The sequence below is a fragment of the Pseudonocardia sp. NPDC049635 genome, assembly GCF_040659795.1.
GTDB lineage: Bacteria > Actinomycetota > Actinomycetes > Mycobacteriales > Pseudonocardiaceae > Pseudonocardia.
The window spans coordinates 1-14,907 of sequence record NZ_JBFAON010000028.1 but is presented as its reverse complement, the minus strand read 5'-3'; the positions used below and the strand labels follow the sequence as shown (position 1 = coordinate 14,907).

17 protein-coding genes are annotated in these 14,907 nt (G+C 69.3%); 3 read left to right on the top strand and 14 right to left on the bottom strand.

Features of this window, described 5'->3' with window-relative positions; translation table 11 throughout:
• Window positions 1-147: 147 nt before the first annotated feature.
• The 14 genes from AB0J24_RS24570 to AB0J24_RS24505 form a co-directional block, all read right to left on the bottom strand.
• Window positions 148-534, bottom strand: a complete 387-nt coding sequence (locus AB0J24_RS24570; protein ID WP_358685343.1) for a hypothetical protein — start codon at window positions 532-534, stop codon at window positions 148-150.
• A 571-nt stretch (window positions 535-1,105) separates the two neighbouring features.
• Entirely contained in the window at window positions 1,106-1,468 is a 363-nt protein-coding gene (locus AB0J24_RS24565) for an SsgA family sporulation/cell division regulator (RefSeq protein ID WP_358685340.1), read from the bottom strand.
• A gap of 122 nt (window positions 1,469-1,590) precedes the next feature.
• Window positions 1,591-1,872 (bottom strand): WhiB family transcriptional regulator, encoded by a 282-nt coding sequence (locus AB0J24_RS24560; RefSeq protein ID WP_358685435.1) that lies wholly within the window; start codon window positions 1,870-1,872, stop codon window positions 1,591-1,593.
• 272 nt (window positions 1,873-2,144) lie between these two features.
• Complete coding sequence (locus tag AB0J24_RS24555; protein ID WP_358685337.1) at window positions 2,145-4,346, bottom strand: ATP-binding protein; 2,202 nt, start codon at window positions 4,344-4,346, stop codon at window positions 2,145-2,147.
• Between the two features lie 111 nt (window positions 4,347-4,457).
• Complete coding sequence (locus AB0J24_RS24550; protein ID WP_358685335.1) at window positions 4,458-5,036, bottom strand: hypothetical protein; 579 nt, start codon at window positions 5,034-5,036, stop codon at window positions 4,458-4,460.
• Between the two features lie 462 nt (window positions 5,037-5,498).
• Window positions 5,499-5,945: a hypothetical protein gene (locus tag AB0J24_RS24545; RefSeq protein WP_358685333.1), complete on the bottom strand. Its 447-nt coding sequence runs from the start codon at window positions 5,943-5,945 to the stop codon at window positions 5,499-5,501.
• Window positions 5,942-6,487: a hypothetical protein gene (locus tag AB0J24_RS24540; protein WP_358685330.1), complete on the bottom strand. Its 546-nt coding sequence runs from the start codon at window positions 6,485-6,487 to the stop codon at window positions 5,942-5,944. Before AB0J24_RS24540 ends, AB0J24_RS24545 begins: the two co-directional genes overlap by 4 nt.
• Complete coding sequence (locus tag AB0J24_RS24535) at window positions 6,484-6,789, bottom strand: hypothetical protein (protein WP_358685328.1); 306 nt, start codon at window positions 6,787-6,789, stop codon at window positions 6,484-6,486. Before AB0J24_RS24535 ends, AB0J24_RS24540 begins: the two co-directional genes overlap by 4 nt.
• The gene (locus tag AB0J24_RS24530) at window positions 6,789-6,998 is read right to left on the bottom strand and encodes a hypothetical protein (RefSeq protein WP_358685326.1); all 210 of its coding nucleotides are present in this window, start codon (window positions 6,996-6,998) and stop codon (window positions 6,789-6,791) included. The genes AB0J24_RS24535 and AB0J24_RS24530 overlap by 1 nt, the downstream gene beginning before the upstream one ends.
• A 136-nt stretch (window positions 6,999-7,134) precedes the next feature.
• On the bottom strand, window positions 7,135-8,148 hold the full coding sequence (locus AB0J24_RS24525) for a hypothetical protein (protein ID WP_358685323.1): 1,014 nt from the start codon (window positions 8,146-8,148) through the stop codon (window positions 7,135-7,137).
• Window positions 8,145-8,390 carry a WhiB family transcriptional regulator gene (locus AB0J24_RS24520; protein ID WP_358685433.1) on the bottom strand — a complete coding sequence of 82 codons (246 nt, stop codon included), beginning with the start codon at window positions 8,388-8,390 and terminating at the stop codon, window positions 8,145-8,147. Before AB0J24_RS24520 ends, AB0J24_RS24525 begins: the two co-directional genes overlap by 4 nt.
• Window positions 8,391-8,656: 266 nt before the next feature.
• On the bottom strand, window positions 8,657-9,538 hold the full coding sequence (locus AB0J24_RS24515) for a DUF5753 domain-containing protein (RefSeq protein WP_358685320.1): 882 nt from the start codon (window positions 9,536-9,538) through the stop codon (window positions 8,657-8,659).
• A 6-nt stretch (window positions 9,539-9,544) separates the two neighbouring features.
• A complete protein-coding gene (locus tag AB0J24_RS24510) occupies window positions 9,545-10,105 on the bottom strand; it encodes a DUF6879 family protein (protein WP_358685317.1) in 561 nt (186 codons plus the stop codon).
• Window positions 10,102-10,458 carry a hypothetical protein gene (locus tag AB0J24_RS24505; RefSeq protein WP_358685314.1) on the bottom strand — a complete coding sequence of 119 codons (357 nt, stop codon included), beginning with the start codon at window positions 10,456-10,458 and terminating at the stop codon, window positions 10,102-10,104. Before AB0J24_RS24505 ends, AB0J24_RS24510 begins: the two co-directional genes overlap by 4 nt.
• A gap of 1,848 nt (window positions 10,459-12,306) precedes the next feature.
• On the opposite strand from AB0J24_RS24505, the gene AB0J24_RS24500 reads away from it, so the two are divergent.
• Genes AB0J24_RS24500 through AB0J24_RS24490 form a run of 3 tightly spaced genes read left to right on the top strand, consistent with a single transcriptional unit; the run spans window position 12,307 to window position 14,610 of the window.
• Complete coding sequence (locus AB0J24_RS24500; protein ID WP_358685311.1) at window positions 12,307-12,603, top strand: hypothetical protein; 297 nt, start codon at window positions 12,307-12,309, stop codon at window positions 12,601-12,603.
• A 13-nt stretch (window positions 12,604-12,616) separates the two neighbouring features.
• Window positions 12,617-13,555, top strand: coding sequence for a ParA family protein (locus AB0J24_RS24495; protein ID WP_358685308.1), 939 nt, complete (start codon window positions 12,617-12,619; stop codon window positions 13,553-13,555).
• 2 nt (window positions 13,556-13,557) lie between these two features.
• Window positions 13,558-14,610, top strand: coding sequence for a ParB/RepB/Spo0J family partition protein (locus AB0J24_RS24490; RefSeq protein ID WP_358685305.1), 1,053 nt, complete (start codon window positions 13,558-13,560; stop codon window positions 14,608-14,610).
• Window positions 14,611-14,907 lie beyond the last annotated feature (297 nt).

Here is a 14,907-nt window from a genome sequence, read left to right as displayed (position 1 = left end):
GGTCGGGGGTACGCACGCCGAACACAGTAGGACGCGGGTCAGGCCCCCTCCGACGACCACGCGCGGTTCTCGCGTCCCCGCTCGGCCACGACGCGGCCCGGACGGCGCGGTGTCCCGGTCCAGCCGGCCCCGGACCGAGACGCGCACTCACGCCGCGCCCCTCCGCACCGGCGGGTAGGGGATCGCCGGCGAGATCGGCCGGACCGGGCAGTGGCAGCGACGCCGCGCCTCGGCCTGCTGCTGTTCACGAGCCGCGCTGACCGCGTGCGAGGCCTCGACCATCGCGTCCCGGTGGTCCCGCCGCGCCTCCCCGACAGCCAGCCCCGCCTTGGCGCCGACGACGAGCACGTGCTGGCGGGGAAGCACCGACAGCAGCGCCCCCAGCTTCGCGGCCACCCGGTCCACGTCGGCGTCGCGGGTAGCGGCGAGCGCGTCGAGGAGCACCTCGCGCACCGCCGTGAGGTCGTCCACGTCGAGGTGAGTCCGCTCGGCCAGGACGCGGTGCTCGGCGAGGTCCTCACCCATGGTCGCCATCTCGGACTCCTCCTCTCCGGAACTTCCTCATCTATCCCTTCTTATATGTATGATTTTACATCGGTACGGGCGGCCGAGCAACAGGTTCCTGCAGGAAATGTGCCTGTGACCTGGGCGTTTGATGTACCCCCTCTCCGAAGCGAGGCCGGGTCCAGGGCAGCGCCCTGGCCCCCCGGGAGGGGGTCGGCCCGTCAGGGCCGACTGTGCTTTCCGATGACGGGCACACCGGTGCCCCGGAGGGTGGGGGTCTCTCCTCGCGTCGGCGGGACGGCGCCTGCGCGAGGTTCTGCGGAGCGGCCAGGCTCGCCGCAGGCGACCGCGAAGCGGCCGGAGCGCCAGCGGAGGGCCTGGCCGCGGAGCAGGTTCTCGCGCACCGTCCCACCGACGACGCGAGGAGAGACCCCCACCCGGCACCTCACCGGCCCGACGGCCTCCCCCACCACGGCTCGCGCCGGGGGCCCACACGTTCCCAGGCCCAGAGCCCCGATTTCAGACTCAGGCCTGCTCGGGTTCCTGCGCCCCGGTTACCCCGGCGCGCTCGGCTGCGACCTGGCTGCACTCGCTCGTGGCGCTAGACCTCGAACAGCTCGGCCAGGTGCGCGTCGGTGATGAGCTCAGCTTCGGTGCCGGCTGGGACAATGTCCTCGGTACGGGCGACGAACTGGATCAGCTCGTAGGTCGGGAGTCCGATCTCGGCGGTACCGCTCGGCGAACTCAGAGTTAACAGGGTCCAGTCGTGCCAGCGCAGCGCGTGCGTGCCGATCTGGATGTCGGAGACCAGCCGGTCCGCCTCGTAGCTCATCTCGGCTGTCGCCGTGAGTCCGGCGGACAGCGTTTCGCGCCCGATGCACCAGGTCACGGCGAAGTCACCTGCGGAGTTGGGAAAGTCGGCCGTGATCTCGAACGGATTGGTGCGGCGGTAGGTCAGGTTCACGGCGATCGGGGTCTGCCTGACACCGAGCTGCGGCGCCTCGTCGACTGAGTAGACGCACCCGGTGACCCGGGTGCTGATCGTGTGCGGTTCGGAGGGGACGGGACTGGCCTGGGCGTTGGTCATCACCTGGCCCCCGCCCCTCGCAGCGTGCGTTGGAGTCGGCGTCGCTCCTTGCCTGTCGTGCCTCCCCAGATTCCGGATCGCTCGTCGTTTGCCAGGGCGAATGCGAGGCACTCGGCCCGGACTTCACATCTGTGGCAGGTTCGTTTGCCAGGACGTGCCGATCCTCCTTTCTCGGGGAAGAAGGCCTCCGGGTCGGTCTGGCTGCACAGGGCCTGCTCCTGCCAGCTGAGCGCGTCGGCGCGCGGTGACGGGGTGGTGTGGCTGGCGAGGTGCTCGAGCAGCGACTCGCTTCCCTCCTCCCGGAGGTCGAGCAGGTTCGGTGTGCTGTCCCTGAGTACCCGGCGTTCTACGCGCGGCCGCGGTCGAGGGGGCGTGGGGTGAGACACTGGATGCTCCGATCGATGAGGTCGGCGCGGCCCAGGTGCGATCTGTGGAAGGGGAGCACCTGGGTCGCTCTGTACGTGAGCAACGTAGTCGGTACCGTACCAGGTACGGCGATGGTTAGTGCGGGATTCTCGCTGGTCTCTCCTGTCGCGGTGGAGGCTTGGCCGGGTCATCCGGTCTTGTCCGGGGCTGCGGTCGGCTCCCATTGACCGTGGGCGATCTTCTGTGCGAGTCCGAGATCGGCGAGGGCTGCGAGCGCCTTGGACACAGCAGGAGCCTTGAGGGAGGTCGCCTTGACGATCTCGCCGCTTCGGTGGTGCCCGTCGCGCAGCGCCTGCAGTACCGCTTGCTGGGTCGCCGGCAACCCGTCGATGTCCGGTGCGCTGTCCTCGGTGGTCGGGTGCGGTGCTGGCGCCGGGCGGGGACGGAGCGGGATGACGTTCTTTGCACCCAACGCTGCGGGGATCTCCAGGCCCTGCATGAAAGCGGGCAGGCTGGATGCGACGGAGGCCGGTTCGATCGGTGCGCCGGTCTCCTTCTTGCGGCGCCAGGTCTGGAGCTTTTCGATCTGTGCGGAGAAGCGTGCGCTCGGGTTCTGCTCGAACGCGGGGCGGAACTCGCGCATGGCGAGTGCTGTGTTCTCGTCGAGGGGGCAGGTATTGACGGCCGAGGCCCACTCCCCCAGATCGGGAGCCCAGGCGACTCGCCCCATCGACAGGCGACCGCCGGCGATGGCGAAGCAGTAGCCGCCCCCGGCGGGCAGTGAACCGGGGGCGACCGACAAGCCGCCCACGACGGCGTTCTCGCTGCGGTTCTGGTTCCGGAAGGCGAGGAGGTTGCGGGCCATGAGGTAGCCGCGCAGGACTGTGCTGTTCCCGTAGTCGCCTGCGAGCAGCGACTGGGTGCCGACGATGACCGAGACGCCGTACTTGCGGCCGATTCGCACCACACGCTCGACTCGCGGGATGAAGTCCCGCGCGGCGAGCCAGCTGTCGCTGCTGAGCCGCTGTAGCTCGTCGAGGATCCACGCCAGGCCCGGGATGGTGGCACTGGGCAGGAGCTTGCGTACGGGGCTCTGCTGCGTGGGGTCGGTGATCGGGACGGGTCCGTCGGGACTGTCGGTGAGGGTGGACTTCAGCAGGCTGCGGATCTCGAGGGCCGCCTCGATGGCTTCGAGCTGGGCGAGCACCCGGTGTGGGCCGGCCTCGGCCCAGTCGCTGATGTCGTTGAGCACGGGGCTGGACCCTCCGTCGGGGTCTCCGTCGCCGAACAGGACATGCCAGACACCGCTGTGTTTGAGGCCGAGACCGATGGCTTCGAGGCAGGCGGACTTGCCGGAACCGGGTTCCCCGGTGACCAGTCCGTTGCGGACGCCGATCTCTTCGACGGCGTGGAAGACCATGTCTCCCTCGCCGTCGGCGAACGGGCCGAGCGGGATGGCTCCGTTGTCATAGCGGGGGCCGTGGTAGGGGATTCCGCCGGAGAGCAGGTCTCGCACGATCACGGTGAGGTAGGCCCAGGCCTCGTTGTCCGCGTGGGGTTCGAGCATGAGGTTCTTGGCGGAGACGCCGAGCGCTGCGGCGATGCGGTTGCGGCGGCTGAAGACATCGTCGAAGGAGACATCGCCTGCCGGTGTCCGCACCGTCCAGCGGATGGCTCGAGCGAGATCGACCCGGTCGGTGAGCAGCGCGCCGGGGAGCGCCTTGCCCTGGCGGCTGACGTTGTCGGCCCATCGCTGGGCGAGGGTGTCGCCGAGCTCGTGGTCGGTGTCCTCGCTCGGAGCGGGCAGCGGGGTCGCGTTGCGGTCCACGTCGGGGATGGCGTGTTCTTTCATCCAGCTCGCCCAGGTCGCGGCCGCACCTCCGGCGAGCAGCGCGGTCATAGTCCAGCTGGCAGGGCCTACTGCCGATGCAGTGGTGATCCATGCCGCGGCACCAGCTGCTCCGGCGTAGGACTGCCGCCGCCAGAAGGCGGGGACTCGATGGCGCAGCAGTGCACGGGCGCCGGCCAGCGCGCTTGCGGACGCGAGTCCGATACCGGTGACTGCGGCGAGTTCGGCGCCCGGCCCTGCGGCGAGCCCGGCCAGCTCGGTCAGTCCCCATCCGAGGTAGCCGGTGGCGGCGGTGGCGGCGGTGGCCAGGTATGGCGTGCGCCGGGCGGCGCTCTCGGAGCGAAGTCGGTCATGGTGGTCGCTGAGTGCGGCCTGCCGGGGGGTGGCCTTACGCATCACCGTTCCCGGCTGACGGACGGTGACCTCGGAGGACGATGCGACGGTGCCGTCGTGGTCCTCGTCGACGAGGCGCTGCAGAGCACGGGCCAGGGCCTCAGGGCTGAGGTTGGCGCTGGCGGCGGTGCGCTGCTGCCTGGGCATGCTCGTCCTTAGGTCGGTGGTGCAGGGTCTGCTGCTGAGTGCCACCGCTCCGCCGTGACGCGGGTGCCCAGCAGCCGGAGGTCCGGCTCTGGGGGCGGGGCTGTCGATCGGTCAGGTGCGGGTGCCGATGTAGGTGCCGTTGACGGTCCCGGCGAGGGTGTCGTCGCTGAGGACCTGGTCCTGGGTGTTGAGGTGGCGGGCGAAGTGGGTCTTCGCCTCGCCGGCGGAGTTGGCGAACAGGCTTGCGTTCTCCCTCATCTGCTCCAGGAGTCGGATGGGCTCACCCGTCACACCTGCCTGGCTCAGTGAGGAGACCGACTGCTCGATCTCGGTCAGGAGTCGCCCTCCGACGTTCTGCATCTGCTCGCAGAAGTGGTGGGCGCTGCCGGGGTCGAGGGTCTCGCCGCTGGTCAGGTTCGGGTTGGCGCCGGTCATGGGGGTGTCCTTCCGGATGGGGTGGATCGTGGCGGTGGGCTGGGGGTCGGTCTGTGGGTCGGGTCGGTCGGTCGGCTTGTCGGTGGTGTTCTGCTCGGCCTGCGGGTCGTGGTCGGGTTCGTGCTGCTCGGGCTCCTTGACGTCGGTCGGTACGGGCTCTGGCTCGGGCCCGGCGGGCTGGGGCCTGGCCTGGTCCCCGGTGGGGGGATCGGCGCGATCGGTGGGCTGGTCTGGGGTCGGGTCGGCGTCGATCACGACAGGTGACGGTCGCCGGTCGGCCCGGTCGGTAGCGGACCGGCGAGATGGGTGAGGTCGCCCGGTGCTGCCGAATCGCTCACGCATGCGTCGGGCAAGCCGCTGGCGCAGGAGATCGCCCTCGGCGTGGCGGCGGTGCCGGTCGCGGCGGCGCTCACTGGCGTAGCCCCAGGCATCGGACCACCACTCCCCCATCGCCTGGCGTGCGGGACCAGGCGTACGGGCGCCGCGGGGGTGTGCGATCCGGTCGGCGATTCGCTGGGCGATCGCGTCACCGACGGTGGGGCCGGTGCGGCGCTTCTCTCGAGCCATCCGGCGTTCGTGGGCTCGTTCCGCGCGACGCTGACGGTCACGTAACCGGGGTGGTTCGGTGCCGCGGGCTGTGGCGATGAGCTCGGTCCCGGCGTAGCGGGCCAGGCCCCAGGCGATGAGGGAGAGGAGCAGGATCGTTTCCATCGTCGGTTACCCCACGAACCACTGCTGCGCGACGGCTCCCGCGTTTCCCATACCGGTCGCGATCAGGCGGTAGATGCCGAACAGGATCGGCACGCCGCTGGCAAGTGCGATGGTCGGCGCGGCAAGCGCGATCCAGGGGTGTACACGGTTCGGCTTGGCCGTCTTCGGCAGGATGCCCTTGACCACCACTTCGAGGGTCATCAGGACGGCGATCCCGCCGAGGATGGCTGCACCGCCGAATCCGAGCAGTCGTGTGGCCACAGGGGTGGCGTTGGCGGCGACACCGTAGGCCTGGTCGATCAGTGCACCGGCGAGACCTCCGATCCCTGTCCCGGCGAGCCAGAAGCTGAGGATCTGGGTCTTGCGCATGTTGTCGTGGTAGTAGAGCCAGAGCCCGAACAGCAGGGCCAGTGCGGCGATCACGCCCGCACCGGCGGCAAAGAGAGTTGTCATGGCGTGTCTCCTCGGTTGATCCAGTAGAACGGTGGCCAGTAGGGCCAGGTCAGGAACTCGGGAATGAGCAGACCGACCACTGGGACTTGGTCGAGTGCGGTCGCGAGGGTCAGCAGCAGTGGGATGGCCGTCCAGACCCGCCCGGGGGTGCGGGCGGACCAGGCGACCAGGGTTCCCAGGGTCAGCAGGGGCACCTGCAGTCCCCAGAAGTGCGCGACGGCGAGGAAGCGCAGCGGCCCGTTCTCACTCGTGGTCCATGCACCCCGGCGGGCGAGGTCGAAGGCGCCCTTGAGGCTGGCGGGCTGTTCGTGGACGATGCGCAGGTCTGCGGCGGCCGCGCGGGCCAGCTTCAGCGCGTGTTCGCGGCGGCTGGGAAGCGGCGCCCACCCGGTCGGCCGGTCCACCTCGCCGGCCGGTTCGCGGGCCGGGCGCGTGTCGTCAGTGCCGATTGCCATGTCCGGAGTGCGCGTGGCCGGGACGTCGACGTGGTCGACGACGGCCGCGACCGCGTCTCCGGTGCTGGAGGTGCCTTCCTGGCTCATGTGGCGTTCCCCCTCCTGTGGAGCGGCTCGTCGGCCTGCATGCGCAGCAGCTGGTCGCCGGCGGCGATGAGAAGCGCCGTGGTGTGGTTGATGACCTCGCTGGCGGCGTCGGGTCGGGGGTGGCGCCGGTGAGCGGCGCCGCGGAAGTAGTCGAACGCGCAGACCGCCCGCTCGGTGTCGGTGGTGGCCTTGGCGTAGCGGACGGCGAGTTCTGCGCGGCGTCGGTCCGGACGGGACCGGCGCTGAGCGGGCGGAAGCTCGGTGCCCGTGGCTGTCGCGGTGCTTCGGCGGTATCCGCTCATCACAGGCACCTCAGGCTGTAGAGCGACTCACCGGTCTCGGCGAGTGCGATCTTGGCGAGGTAGGACTGGTTGTCGAGCCCGACCCGGGCGGCGTAGTCGAGGACGCGGGCCCATACCTGGTGGGGGTCCTCGGTCGCTGCTTCGACGGCTTCATCGGACACGTGGCGCTCGGCGCTGGTGACCAGGGTGATGGTGATGAGGTCGGACATTGCGGTGGTCTCCTGTGCGGTTCGGATGGTCCTTTCCTCGGCGCCCGGGAGGGGCAGGGCGCCGAGGAAAGGCGCGGCAGCGGTAGCGACCGGTCCCGGGACGTTGGCCGGTGTCCCGGGCTGCGCAGAGGTGGTGCTACCGCGGGTCGAGGGATCGCTGGACCAGTTCGTAGGCGTCACCGGCCAGCTGCGAGCGGACTTTGCCCACGCCGAATGCCTTCCGGATGGCCTCCCGCGACGGGGATCCGGACGTGGAGACGGGGATCTCGTTGGCGGCGATGGCGCGCCGGGTGCGCTCGTAGAGCACGACCGTGTCGGAGGTCTGGTCGCTGAGCCGGGAGGGCTGCAGCTCCTCGTAGAGCTCGGCGAAGATGGGCCGGAACACCGAGTGCAGCAGGTGCTGGACGACGACGGCTGCCACGACCAGGAGCGACGGCAGAAGGTGGGCGATAGTTGAGCCGAGGTCGAAGCCGTAGCGCAGGCCCCAGGGGACGACGACGAGGAACATCGAGGTCAGGGCGAGTCCCGCGTCGAACGCGTAGAGCCCGCGGGGGATCTTGCGGTTGTTCTGGACCGCGGTGAACCCGATGAGCAGGCTGACGACCAGCAGGAGCGAGGCCATCGGCTCCAGGAGGTAGCCCCACCACGGTCCGTCCACGCCGACGACTCCGTCATGGGTGGTGGCGGACATGAACACGACCCCGAAGGCGATCAGGGTGGGCGGGATGGCCGACAGGGCGAGGTATCGGCGGTAGGTGGCTGCCAGACGTCGGTTCGGGTCGAGTAGGCGGTCCTTGCTGGCGCGGGCGCGCTCGATCCACCGGGCGTCTCGTCGCTCCCGGCGGGCACTGGCGATCTCGGCGAGCGCGGTGCGCCGACGCTCGTCTCGGCCGGCGCGGCGGATCTGTTCGCTGACGCGGCGCTCGGCCTTGCGCTCCTGAGCTGACAGCGCCTGTTGCAGTGCAGGGTCGTCCTGCAGCACGACCAGTCCGCGTGCGGTCTCGACCTCATGAGCTAGCGCCGCGACTTCACCGCCGCGGACCAGTGCGGGCTTGGCGTCCTCCTCTGTGGTGACTACCTCGATCGGGTCGGGGTTGATGCCCGCGATTTGCTCGTGCGTGCGGTGTCCGTTGGTGGCGGGGGCGCTCACTTTCCGGTCTCCTTCCGCCGATGCGCTCGGCGGACGATCGCGGCGCGCTCGTCTTCGCTCATCCCGCCGACGACGCCGTGCCGGTGGAGCTCCGGCCGGGTGAGAGCCTCGGTTCGGCAGGGCTCGAGTACCTCGCAGCTACGGCAGATGGCCTTGGCCTGCGCGATCTGCAGCAGCGCCGGGCCGCTGGTGCCGACTGGAAAGAACGTGTTGGCGTCGACGCCCGGACGAGTGCACGCCATCGGAGACGCGGGGTGCACGACCGGGCCGCCGCGCCTGGGTAGGGTTTTCATGGGCGCCTGACTTCCTCACGCAGGGGAATGAATCGGTTGTCCGCTCCGAGGCCTCGGTGGTTGCCGCCACCGGGGCCTCACTGCATCCAAGACTAGTCGAGGACTAGTCGCGAGTCTAGTCCTGGATGGGCCTCACACGGATGAGCGGCCAGGGAAGCATCTCTGACCAGGGGATAGAGGCGTCGTCGAGGCGCCCGGGCGCGACTAAGTCGCGACTAGCGGTGGTCGGTTGCGCTCTGCCGCTGGCGGAGGTCCTCGCGGACGCGTTCGAGCAGCTCCAGGAGGTGGTCGCCGTGCTCGGCGAGCTGCTGCTGCTCGTGCAGGTACTGCTCGTAGAGCCGGACGTCCGCGGGATCGGTGACCTCCTGCTCGGCGGTCAGAGTCTCGATCTCGACCGTCGGCGGCGCATCGGGGTATCGCAGCAGCACGAAGGAGTGCAGAGGGCGGGCCTCGCGCCGCTCCTGGGTATCGCGGGAGACAACCCCTATCCGGATGTTCGGCTGGCCGGCCAGCAGGGCGATCCGGTCGAGCTGAGCGAAGGTGACCGAGGGGGGGCCGGGACGCCAGCGCAGGGCTGTCTCGGTCAGGACCAGGTCAAACTGCTTGTTCTCGTCGAACAGGACTGTCTGGCGGTTCAGGCGTGCCAGCACGGCTGCGGGGATCTCGTCCGCGGGCAGGAGGCTGTGCGCCTCAAGCAGGTGTCGGGCGTAGTCGGGAGTCTGCAGCAGGCCCGGGACGACTTCGGACTGGTAGACCGCGATTGCGCTGGTCTCGGCGTCCCGGTCGCCCCGGGCTTGCTGCTGAGCTGCTCCGTCCGGACGGTCGGAGTGGCGCCACGGACGGACGCGGGTCCCGGTTTCGCGAGCGAGGGTGAGCACCTCGCTGCGCTCGGTGTCATCGGCCTGGACCGCGTCGAGCCAGCGCTCGATGTCGGCGATGACGAGTGCCGAGTGGCCGTTCTCCATCTTGGAGGTCTTGCTCTGTGACCAGCCGAACATCTCCCCCAGGGCAGCAGCCGACAGTCCGGCGGCCTGGCGAAGCTCCTTCAGGCGGGATGCCAGGCGCTGGTGCTGAGGGTGGATCTCGGCGTTCGTCAATGCTCGTTAGCTCGCTGCACGTTCAGTGGTCTCGGCACCTGCTCGAGGAGCCGGGATCAACCGGTACTGGTCGAAGGGCACGGACAGGTCCACCGCGCGGCGGCGGATCGCGACGTAGGGGGCCGGGTCCGGGGCCTGGGATACGCCGAGGAAGTGGCCCTCGTCGTCGAAGTGCTGCAGGACGACGATGCGTTCGTCGAACATCCAGAAGTCCTGGTGGGTCCAGTCGTCGTCACCGGCTGGTAGCCAGTGGCGATCCAGTATCCGGACCTCCTCACCTGCGGTGAGGTTCTCCCGCGGGTAGCAGAGCAGCTGGAAGCGGGTGTAGTCGGTGACAGGGTGCCCGAGTAGCCGGACTCGGCCGAAGTACTTGCCGCGGCTGACCTGGGCCCGGACGTTGGCCAGCCACTCGTCGTCGTCGGCGGTCCGCGCGGGGAAGGCTCGTCCGGCGAGGAAGGCGTCGAAGTCGGGGTCCTCCCCCGGGATCGCGTAGACGTCGCGGCACTCGAGCCGGAACGCCGACTCCTGGTAGGTCCGGTACAGCTCGTTGAGGTCTTCGGGCGTCATACAGCGGCCTCCCTCGTCGACTCGTTGGCCGCGGCCCACACCGCGTGGGCCGGCACCTCGTGGGCGCGCTCGCCGTCCGGGCACTGCAGGGGCGTGGGTGTGCCGGCGACCATGAACCACTCCCCGGAGGCGCGAACCTCGGACGCCCGAGGTGCTGGCACAACGGTGGTCACAGGGATCTCCTGCATTTCGAGTTCGCGCGCTGCGCGCTCGATCAGGTCGCGGGGAACCCGGACGAGCCGGGCATCCACGACGTAGCCCTGCACCATCACGGTGCCCTGCTCGGTCAGCCATGCCGTCGGACAGTTGCCGTTGCGGCACTCCATCGTCTCGGCGAGCAGCGTCATGTCCATCAGGTTCTGCCTTCCTCCAGACCGCGACCCTATCCCCTCGAAGACTAAGCGCGACTAGTCGGGGTGACAACAGCCGGCCTTGGGGCGTGCTCGGCAGGCTGCGGGCTGCCCTTCGCTGTGCCGTGGGCGAGGTAGCGGTCTCGGGTGCCTCACGTGTCCAGGAATCGCTCCGGGCCGCAGTGCGGTCTGCCTCTCGGTCGACGCGAAATTTCTAGCCTCGCGCGCGTACGCGTACGTCGCGTGTGGGCACCGATCGACGCCCTCAGGACAGCCCCGGAAATTTCCGCCGACGGAGACCCGGGCTGGCGGTACTGCGGCCGCCGGAAGCGGTTGTGCAGCGGCCCAGGGCCGGCGCGAACCGGGGTCTGACGGATCACGCGAGAGTCGGTGGTGGGGCGTGTCGTCACGCAGCCGCTGGCCAGGGCGGGCGCCGCGAGCAGAACCTGGCCATTCCTGACCGCTCCGGTCTCCCGTGGTGGTGCCTGGGGCGAGCTCTGTCGCGATAGCTCGGCGAGCCAAGAGCGGACGACGAGCAGGAGAGGCGTCCCGATCTCGGTGCAGATGGCGCGCTGCCCACACAAGGGAGCCGTGGCTGCTGCACCCATCGGGCCATGCCGACCACGACTTCAGCTCCGGGGACCGCCTCGCGGGAACTACTGGCTCGACGGTCGGGGTACTCCGGCGGCACCGACTGAGCTCGGGACGCGGCAGGAACTTCCCGTCCCGGAGGACACGCGCAGATGCCACACGGGCATGCGCGTACGCCGGCGCGGACACTCGCTCTCCTGGCTCCCCCGTGCGCCGCTCACTCGCGCCCACAGTCGATGCGGCAGGGACCCGCCCGATGACCGCTGGCCCCTGGACAACCCAAGTCCGGGCGGCCGGACGGGCGCGCCCGGAGCTCGGGCGGGCAGTAGCGGGAGTGCACCGCACGGGCCCGTCCGGCAACGTCGCGACGAGCACCCTGTTGGGCGTACACCCGGTTTACAGGCCCCCGCTCGGGACGCGATCTCGCCAGCGTGATGCAGGACCAGGATTGGCAGCAGCGTTCTCGGGATCCCCCCAGTAGCCACTTGTGTGTTCCAACCAGGGCGGACCTGTGCCCGTCGGGGCGATCAGGCGGGGCCGCGTCGGCCTGGAGAAGCGGGGGCCCCTGGTGTGGTTAGCGAGCCGCCTCTAGGTAGAGCGAAGCGGGTCGAGACGGGAAGTGATGAGGCCGTTCACGGGCGCATCCAGGTTGAGGGGAGGGCGGAGAGAACTGGCTGGTCGGGAAGGGTTTCGCCCCCTCTGACTACCCTCCACAGGCAATTCAGGGTTCGAACCACCCTCACAGCCCTCGCGCTGAGGACATTCACCCTGGTCGCAGTACTTGCGATCAGTCAACGCATATATCTGAACCGCGAGTTCGGTCAGTCCGCTGGGTGGGGCACTGCCAACCGGGTCGACGAGGGCTTCAGTGTCCTGCTCCCCCAGGTCTCGGTGCCGTCCCCGGGGTGGACTCGGCACCTCCCGACCCGAAGGCAGCCCAGCCGGCCTGCCCGCCGGGCCCGTCGAGACCCCGCTTTTCCTCCTCGTCGGTTACCACGTCACCGAAACCGCTGGTCCCGGCCAGTCTCCGGTCTCCCTCACACCGTCTCGATGGGGCCTTTACCGCAACGGGGATGCGTCCCGGTGTAAACCGGGTGTACACCCTGCGGTGGGCCGTGAAGGACACTTCCGCAGCGATGGCCCTTTGCTGGTCTGCGATCGCCGAACCCCGAGACACGCCCAGCGCGCCAAGTGCCAGTCGTCTGCTCGTTCTCGGTACAGTTCTCAGATCCGAGTCGACAACCAGGAGCGCGAGGTTCTATGCGCGAGAGTTCACTGGTCGCGCGGTCCAACGAGCACGGCCAAGAGGTGCTGGTCACTTACCGGCCAGTGCAGTTCACCCTCGAGCAGACAGCGCGGGCGATGCACGCCGTCATCGACCCTCATCTGCGTAGGATCAACACTCGATCGAGGGTCGGCCGTAGCCGGGTGCGGGAAGTGCTCCGCCAGATCGTCACCGACGGCTGGCCGCCCGACTTCCAGCCTGACCCTGAGCGGGTTGCTCACTGGCGCGCCTGGCTCATCACCAACGGCATCTTCACCGACGACACGCAGTGAGGTCGATCCTGTCGTGACTCCCAAGACCGCCCCCGCGCATGCGGCCGTCACACTGCCGCGCATCACAGCGATCCTCAATCAGAAGGGCGGCGTCGGGAAGACCGGGCTGACCGCAGGCACCGGTGGCGCGCTCTCCGAGCGGGGCCGGCGCACCCTGCTGGTGGACCTCGACCCGCAGGGCCATCTGACCACCGAGGCGCTTGGGTTGGAGGAAGCGGACTCCACCGCACCGAACCTGGCCGCAGCATTAACTGGTGAGTTCACAGGACCGACCAGCGATCTCGTGGTTCGCCACTCGCAGTCGAGTGCTGGTGGTTGCCTGGACGTACTACCGCACTGCGTCTCGATGTTCCTGGTCGTCCGTAAGCTGCACGCCGCCCGGTCTCCCGAGCATCGCCTGACTCGTGTGCTGCGACAGCTCGACGGCCTGTACGACCACGTGCTCATCGACTGCCCTCCCTCCCTCGATGTCCTCACCGACACGGCTCTCGTCGCGGCGGACGGTCTTCTGATACCGGTCCAGCCGAGCAACACCTCGCTGCGGGCTCTCCGTCTTCTCATCGAGCAGGTGGCTGTCATCGAGGAAGAACTGCAGATCCCCCGGCGTGATCTGCACGGGCTGGTCCCAGGGGTGTATCGCCGGCCGCTGTCGGGGATCGCGCGCTACAAGATGCAGGAGCTGGAGGCCTACGGCGTCGGCGATGGAGAGGTGCCAGCGTTGCCGATCTTGGCGCATCTGCCACTCGCGGCAGCGGTCGAGGAAGCCTGGCTCAGCGGTCGGACCTTGACCGACTACCAACCCGCCGCTCCGATCGCGGATGCCTATCGTCGGATCGCGCTGCACCTTGATGTCGCTGCAGGGCTGGCGTCCCCGATCGAGTTGGACGGCCTACCCGCTCTGGAAACGGTCTCTCCCAGCGCCGTTGCGGGCTCTACTGAGGAAGTGAAGTAGCCGTGGCGAAGAAGAAGGACTTCGGCGCAATGGAACGAGGGCGCCCGGCCGGGACCGGTGCCGAGCGGGCGCGGGATGCGCTGCGGACGCGGCTGGCAGCCCCGCCGAGCAAGCTGCCCCTGGAGCAGCTGCAGCCCAATCCGTTGAACCCGCGCGATCCCGATGACGACGAGGACCTCAAGGAACTGGCGGCGACCATGCGTCAGCACGGTCAGCTGCAGCAGGCGCAGGTCATCGCGCGCGAGGACTTCCTCGCGGCGTTCCCTGACACCGCCGACCAGCTCTCTGACGCACCATGGGTTGTCTTCATCGGGAACCGTCGTCTGCGCGCTGCGCGGCTGGCAGGTCTCGCGATGCTTGACGTCAAGGCACCCGAGGGAGTGGCCTCGCCTGAAGAGATCGAGAGCCGGGTGCTGATCGAGAATCTGCAGCGCAGTGATCTGCCTCTGCTCAAGGAGGCGGAGTTTCTACAGCGGCAGCTGAGCCGGGACGGGCAGTCGTTGCGGACTGTGGCTGCGGCCATCGGGAAGTCGTTCATGTACGTGCAGCAGCGAGTCGCGCTGCTCAAGCTCATCCCCGAGCTGCAGGATCAGCTGCGTCACGGGACGTTGACGTTCAAGACAGCCCGAACCCTGTGCAGTCTCAGTCCCGACGAGCAGGCTGCGGTGTACAGCGCTGGCCCGCCGTGGTCGGTGAAGGCCCAGGCCCCGCCACGGGGCCCTGCCGTTCTGTCGTCCGCCCGGACCTCCTCTGGATCGGGCGATGAGGCGGGTTCTGCTGAGGAGCACGAGGTTCCGTCCCCGGCCTCCGCCGATGTCGCCACAGCGGCCGGCCAATCATCGGTGTCGCACCGCGCAGCGGAGATGCGACCGGCTACGGCGCAGCCTGTGGTGGGCAAGGCACTGGTCGCTCCGCTCGTCGGAAGCGTCAGCACTGTGCTTGAAGAGATCCGCCGCTCGCAGGTTGAGGCGGGACCTGATGCGCCGGAAGCGGACGTGCTTGATGAGGCGGCTCGGCAGGTTGAAGCGGCGCTGGCGACTCTGAGGAAGGTGTAAACCGGGTATACAGCGCGGCATCCCTCTCCCGCCGCCGGGTTGAACGTGCTTGCGTGCGAGGCCTGTACACCCGGTTTACATCCCGGCGGGAGCTGACATAGCGGGCTGCGGGGGCGGCACACATGGCGTGGTGCGCGCAGCACCCAGCTCGGCCCAAGGGGGCAGAGGCATCGAGCCCGCCAGCACACCTGTCGCCCGTCGTTCGCTCAGCCGTGTGCGAGGTCGGAGAAGCGGCTGTAGTGCAGCTGGTGCGCCACGGTGATCGTGGTGGTCGGGCCGTTACGGTGCTTGGCCAGG